Consider the following 5305-nt stretch of genomic DNA (forward strand, 5'->3'; position numbering starts at 1 on the left):
CACCACCGCCAGCCCTCCCTACGCCAGTGTGGCCCATAGAACGGGGCTTTCAGCAGGCCATGCACCTGACCTCAACAGAGCTTTTCAGAAAAAAGGGCAGATGTAGTCAGCCAGTTTCCGCGAGCTATCAGCGGCCTTAGTGCTGGGTGAGTAACGCACGAGGATCGGCTACAATGGAGTGGTACAAATCAACCGAGGCTGCGACTGTGACAACCCCAAGCCTGCAAGCCAAAAAGGCCTACTGCGCCAAAACCCGCCAGTCCAACTATGCCGCCAGCCTTCGGCTTGAGGGCTACGATGTTGCGCCTGCCGATGCTAAGCGCAAACTACCCACGCGCGAATCTGTGTTGAATAACTACCGGCAGGCTTGATTCTGGATAAATACGGCGTCGGCCAAGATCCATACTGCTATCCAGGCACTGCCGTTCTGCGCAATCGCCTTGGTATTCACGACGATGCCGCACTCAGTCAGGCAGAACACGACCTTTCAGTCATCGCTGCCAGTGAAATTGATTTCGATCTCCCTCCTTATGATCTCGCTTACCTGAAGCGTGTTCATCAGCATCTCTTCAAAGATCTTTATGACTGGGCAGGTCAGATCCGCACAGTCGACATCTCCAAAGGTGGTACCCACTTCTGCAACGTCAACCGGATAGAGCCGGAAGCCGAAAAGCTTTTTCGTGCTCTAGCTCAGGTTCGCTGGCTTGAGGGGCTTGAGCGTGTCGCCTTGGTGAGCGCCGTCGCTGAGTATTTTGGCGATCTCAATGTCATCCACCCCTTTCGCGAAGGCAACGGCCGTGCTCAGCGTATTTTGTTCGAACACATCATCGTGAACGCCGGCTATGAGATTAGCTGGTGGGCCGTTGACGAAGGGGAATGGATTCAAGCCAACATTGATGCGGTGGTCTGCGACTATTCAGCATTGATCAGCATTTTCGACAGGTGCATTGGTGGCCAGATACCTATCTGAATGGATGCCTCTCTGGCGAGTTTGAGCACAGGTTTATGAATCACTGACGTAGCGCCTTGCTGAGTCTAAGGCCCCATAAACACTGCTCCCTAGGCGCAGTCCTTGCCGGCTAAACTACTGCCTTACTGAGAAATTGCTTCATGTAGTCACCCCTTGACGCTATGCTGCGTCCGGGGAAAATTACACAATAAAACTTCCTGCTCTACTTTTAATTTTTCCACTATTGCTCACGCATCTAGAAAATCATGTCCACTGAGATAGAAATTAAAGCACTAGTACTAAATAAGTTACTTAAATTAGGAGCCATCAATAAAACATCGTTGGTTTTCAATGAAATGAACCTAGCGGGCAAAGAAAGGCGAGTGGATCTTGGATACCTGACTAACAACCAAATTGTCGCCATCGAGATAAAAAGTGAAAAAGACACTCTTTACCGTCTTTCAGGTCAAATTTCAGGGTATAGAAGATACTTCGATAAGATAATATTGGTCGTCGCAAAGAAATTCACTGAAACCGCGGTTGGCATTACCGAAAATGAAGTTGAAATATGGGAGGTAGACGATGGGCATATCAAAGTAATTCGCAGAGGAAAAATAATTAAAAATATTGACAAAAGGAGCTATATTGAATTAATGACAAGGAGAGAGATAAGGATTTTAGCGAAATATCAAAACATTCAGCATTCCGATCTAGCCATTTACGAACTAAAACAAGAAGTCCTATCTAGAATCAATCGGGTATCAAAAGAGAAAATCAAGCTAGCTCTTATAGATGGTCTTTACAATAGGTTCCAGCTGGCTTCTAATCGATTTCTAAGTACAGCGTTAGCTAAAGACGAAATTACACCTCATGACGTTCCCTTACTAAGCCCCCACTCTTTATATATGGCCGCACAATAGCTAGTCAATCCACTCCTCATCAGTATCGATTGATGTTGTGTCCTCGTTATAATACAGCTGATTGAATAGATGTATATTGATCCTAACAGCAGTGGACTTTTGAGCACTATCTATGGAAAAACTTTCGCCCAAAGCGGTAAGCTCAATTTGCTGCGTCCCCCACAGACGTAAAGTAGGAATCCAGTAGTCGGAATCAACGACCTCTTTAGCCATCTCCACGTAAGCTTTCTTTCTTCTTTCTTTGGAGCCTGGGGTATCGTCATCAATTTCCCGTCGTACAAACTTCCAGTCTTTCTTCAGCGGATAATCAATTCTTGGCGGTGGGGTTCCAGCGCCTCCATTTTGTTTTTCCGCGCGCGCACTTCCTCTATCCGAATATATTAGGGGCCATGCAATTCCTGACGCCTCCAATTTATTGTATAGCAGGCGCTCATAAATAGAATTCTCTCCTTTCAATTGTCCTGAAAAACCGTTAGGGAAAGACGAAGCGCTAACTGAAAAAGCCGCCTCCGATAGCGAATTGTTAGCTTCAGCAATAAATTTATTGAGCATGACAATGCGCTCAGAGAAGTTTATATCCACGGTACCAAGGTCATAGAGAAACAATATATTCTTAACGTCATGCCTGCGCAGAACCTCTAAAATTTGCGCATGCTTGCTTAAATTGCTTTCTTCGGGCCGTATTCTAAGCACCACACCCCGATTGAGAGAGGAGAGCCTAGTAACTTGTTCTTCAAACCCTATCCTTTGTTCATGACGTAAGCAAGGCACCGCATTGTCATGCGCCTCGATAAAACTACACCACTTATCGTAGCCTCCAGAGGGGTCGAGCAAAGCCTGAATCTCTCTAAATATTTCTTTATCAGGATATTTGCCTGTAAACAGGAAGGTTTTATTTTTAGATAGGAAGCTTGCCTCAATATCCGCAATCCACTTTCTATTCCCGATTGACTTCTCAATTCTTTTTAGAGTGCTTTCCAGCTTGTTAGCGGAAACCCATCCCTTTAATGCAAAAAGCGGAAGTAGTTTATCTATGTCTTTGCTTGGCAGCTGTTCTAAGGCTGTCATTTCAGCCGGACTTATCGCAAGGATCGGAATATAACTCCAAGGAATAAAAATATTCTGCATTAGAGAGACACTCCCGAACGAATTTTCGCTGCCGCCAGAGAGACTTGCGCATCATCTGCGATTTTTCGTTGCCTTTCTTCAGACTTTAGGTGAGCGTTCGTCTGAATAAAATTATCTATCAAGTGTACTGGCAAAATTATGTCAGCAGCCAATCTGTTAGCTTCTCTTTCTAACTCATCAGACAGCCTTGACCTGTATAAAACATCATCGGTAATACCGCCCGCAATACGATCTCTATGTAGAAGAAAGTGCGCTATTTCGTGCGCGATCGTAAAGCGCTGACGTTCTTTCACATCGTGACGATTAACCTTGATAGTAACCACTCCATCCGTTTCTCGAATTTCTCCCGAGATGGGGCCAGGCATAGTAGATTTCAGCACTTTTATTCCGAAATCTTTAGCTATTGCGCCTACTGCCACAGGAAAACCACTTTGATGCCTGCTGATTATTTCCCTTTGCTCTGGGGTAATTAGAGACCATTCTCGCGATACTCTCATTTAACCTCCCCCTCACTTGCAATATCGTCAATTCCACGATAGGTAATGCTGGCCACTGCATTTTGTATTATTTCATCAAAGCGCCCATTCTCCATAAGCACTATAATATTCTTTTCAGTGGCGTCCATAAGCTCTACCCCTGCTATGGAATTCACGGTTTCTTTCGCTGTATCTCTAGATGTCTTTACAGCCTCTTTTTTGATATTGCTATAACCCAAAATAGACAGTATCGCTATCAATACACCAAGTGCAGTAATGATGACTGAGGCGGCGGCAAGCACTGTTGAGGCTGTATTGCTTTCTGGCTTACCTTTGAGCCACTCAACTTCACGTTCTAGCTTCGCTATTTTGTCCGCTTGCAACTGAAACTTTAGCTCCAAAATTTCCGAGCTTTTTTCATCTTCAGAGATTCCGGCGTTAACCGCATCTTGGATCACTCTGTACAAGTCCATGCCGTCATGGATTTGTACAGAGGCCTTCTCAGAAATATTTTCACCATAAACAGCCGAGCCACTAAAAGTGAAAAAAACCAATATTCCAATCCGCACGATTAGCTTTCGCATATAAATCCCTTGATCTCTTTGATAGCGCCGCTTATTCCTTACCATTCTTTATTGCGCAGCCCATCCATACATTCTTTTACGTCCTCATCAATGACGTTTCCAGGTTTGATGCATTCCTTCATGGTGCGCCGAACTCCGCGATTGGCTTCGCGCTCGCGTTGATCTTGGGCTTTGAGGTTGGCGCGGGCGGCTTCGCCCATGGGGCCTTTGGAGCCAGTGAAGAGCTCGTTGATTAGGCGAGTCATGGTGTTGCTGTAAGCTTCGGCAGCTGGCCGCATTGCGTCCCCGACTTGGGTGCCAATGGGTTTGGATTCTTCTGCGAGGGCAGAAGTTGAGACTAGGGCTAGTGCCAGCAAAATCCGTTTCATTGGTGTTCTCCATTTCTTCGGGCGTACCAGCGCCTAGCTACTTTCTGAGTGATCGCTATCCCGCGTTTGGATTGGCCAAGTTTCGGTTGGCCTCGTCGTAGTCGGGGCTCGTTTGGCCATTGTCCGGTAGCACTTCGCCAGTAAGCAACCACCACCTATAGCTAGGGAAGACCGTGGCGAGAATTTCTATCTCGCCTGCGCCGACCCGCGCTCGTCCTCGCTTGATGTTTACCCATCTAAAGCGTGATTCTGAGTTTCAGATGCGACGAAACCCGAGCGTTGTTAGAGTCAGGAAGCTCCCGGCGATGGGGGAACATCCTGAACGTCGCGACAAGAAAGCTCGCGATGCTTAATGCAGCAACGGAGCTTCGAGACCTGCGCTCTCCACCGGGTAACCGATTGGAACCGTTGCAGGGCAACCGAGCCGGGCAACATAGCATCAGGATCAATGACCAGTGGCGGATCTGCTTTGTTTGGACAGACGCAGGCCCCACGCAAGTCGAAATCGTCGACTACCACTGAGGAGGTGGCTACATGGCAATTAACGGCATGCGCCCCGTTCACCCTGGTGAAGTGTTGCGCGAAGAGTTTCTGGAGCCGCTGGGGATTACTCCCGCTGCGCTTGCGCGTGCACTGCACGTATCGGCACCGACCATCAATGACATTGTGCGCGAGCGTCGTGGAATCACGGCTGATACAGCTATCCGTTTGGGCCGCTACTTCGATACATCAGCCCAGTTCTGGATGAACTTGCAGTCCGACTACGCATTGGCGACGACCTATGCGGCAAACGGCGAAGAGATCGAGCATGAAATCGAGCCGCTTCGAGCGGTTGGCTGACGGTGTGGACATGCTGTAGTCACTCCGTAGTCATCGGCCC

The 5305-nt window shown here is 47.6% G+C and carries 9 protein-coding genes; 5 read left to right on the forward strand and 4 right to left on the reverse strand.

Features of this window, described 5'->3' with window-relative positions; translation table 11 throughout:
• The first annotated feature begins 173 nt into the window (after positions 1–173).
• From NAV32_RS17385 to NAV32_RS17395, 3 genes are all read left to right on the forward strand, one after another.
• The gene (locus tag NAV32_RS17385) at positions 174–371 is read left to right on the forward strand and encodes a YhfG family protein (RefSeq protein ID WP_272890330.1); all 198 of its coding nucleotides are present in this window, start codon (positions 174–176) and stop codon (positions 369–371) included.
• Positions 371–970 (forward strand): putative adenosine monophosphate-protein transferase Fic, encoded by a 600-nt coding sequence (locus tag NAV32_RS17390; RefSeq protein WP_256054041.1) that lies wholly within the window; start codon positions 371–373, stop codon positions 968–970. Before NAV32_RS17385 ends, NAV32_RS17390 begins: the two co-directional genes overlap by 1 nt.
• A gap of 245 nt (positions 971–1215) precedes the next feature.
• On the forward strand, positions 1216–1869 hold the full coding sequence (locus NAV32_RS17395; RefSeq protein WP_256054033.1) for a sce7726 family protein: 654 nt from the start codon (positions 1216–1218) through the stop codon (positions 1867–1869).
• Here the strand turns inward: NAV32_RS17395 and NAV32_RS17400 are convergent, their stop codons facing one another.
• From NAV32_RS17400 to NAV32_RS17415, 4 genes are read right to left on the reverse strand one after another with little or no spacing between them, the layout of a single operon-like run.
• Positions 1870–2997, reverse strand: a complete 1128-nt coding sequence (locus NAV32_RS17400; protein ID WP_256054034.1) for a beta family protein — start codon at positions 2995–2997, stop codon at positions 1870–1872. It lies immediately after the preceding gene.
• The gene (locus tag NAV32_RS17405) at positions 2997–3494 is read right to left on the reverse strand and encodes an ImmA/IrrE family metallo-endopeptidase (protein WP_256054035.1); all 498 of its coding nucleotides are present in this window, start codon (positions 3492–3494) and stop codon (positions 2997–2999) included. Before NAV32_RS17405 ends, NAV32_RS17400 begins: the two co-directional genes overlap by 1 nt.
• Positions 3491–4057, reverse strand: coding sequence for a hypothetical protein (locus NAV32_RS17410; RefSeq protein ID WP_256054036.1), 567 nt, complete (start codon positions 4055–4057; stop codon positions 3491–3493). Before NAV32_RS17410 ends, NAV32_RS17405 begins: the two co-directional genes overlap by 4 nt.
• A gap of 38 nt (positions 4058–4095) precedes the next feature.
• Entirely contained in the window at positions 4096–4425 is a 330-nt protein-coding gene (locus NAV32_RS17415; RefSeq protein WP_256054037.1) for a hypothetical protein, read from the reverse strand.
• Positions 4426–4668: 243 nt separating this feature from the next.
• Here NAV32_RS17415 and NAV32_RS17420 point away from each other — a divergent pair, with 243 nt between their 5' ends.
• Positions 4669–4947 carry a type II toxin-antitoxin system RelE/ParE family toxin gene (locus tag NAV32_RS17420; RefSeq protein WP_256054038.1) on the forward strand — a complete coding sequence of 93 codons (279 nt, stop codon included), beginning with the start codon at positions 4669–4671 and terminating at the stop codon, positions 4945–4947.
• Positions 4948–4959: 12 nt separating this feature from the next.
• Entirely contained in the window at positions 4960–5265 is a 306-nt protein-coding gene (locus NAV32_RS17425; protein ID WP_256054039.1) for a HigA family addiction module antitoxin, read from the forward strand.
• The last annotated feature ends 40 nt before the right edge of the window (positions 5266–5305 follow it).

The sequence above is a fragment of the Stutzerimonas stutzeri genome (assembly GCF_024448695.1).
Taxonomy (GTDB): domain Bacteria; phylum Pseudomonadota; class Gammaproteobacteria; order Pseudomonadales; family Pseudomonadaceae; genus Stutzerimonas; species Stutzerimonas stutzeri_T.

What these genes read in the sequence shown, in the direction of transcription:
- NAV32_RS17410 (WP_256054036.1), bottom strand. Translation starts at nt 4,057, where the DNA reads ATGCGAAAGCTAATCGTGCGGATTGGAATATTGGTTTTTTTCACTTTT.
- NAV32_RS17405 (WP_256054035.1), bottom strand. Translation starts at nt 3,494, where the DNA reads ATGAGAGTATCGCGAGAATGGTCTCTAATTACCCCAGAGCAAAGGGAA.
- NAV32_RS17385 (WP_272890330.1), top strand. Translation starts at nt 174, where the DNA reads ATGGAGTGGTACAAATCAACCGAGGCTGCGACTGTGACAACCCCAAGC.
- NAV32_RS17425 (WP_256054039.1), top strand. Translation starts at nt 4,960, where the DNA reads ATGGCAATTAACGGCATGCGCCCCGTTCACCCTGGTGAAGTGTTGCGC.
- NAV32_RS17400 (WP_256054034.1), bottom strand. Translation starts at nt 2,997, where the DNA reads ATGCAGAATATTTTTATTCCTTGGAGTTATATTCCGATCCTTGCGATA.
- NAV32_RS17415 (WP_256054037.1), bottom strand. Translation starts at nt 4,425, where the DNA reads ATGAAACGGATTTTGCTGGCACTAGCCCTAGTCTCAACTTCTGCCCTC.
- NAV32_RS17395 (WP_256054033.1), top strand. Translation starts at nt 1,216, where the DNA reads ATGTCCACTGAGATAGAAATTAAAGCACTAGTACTAAATAAGTTACTT.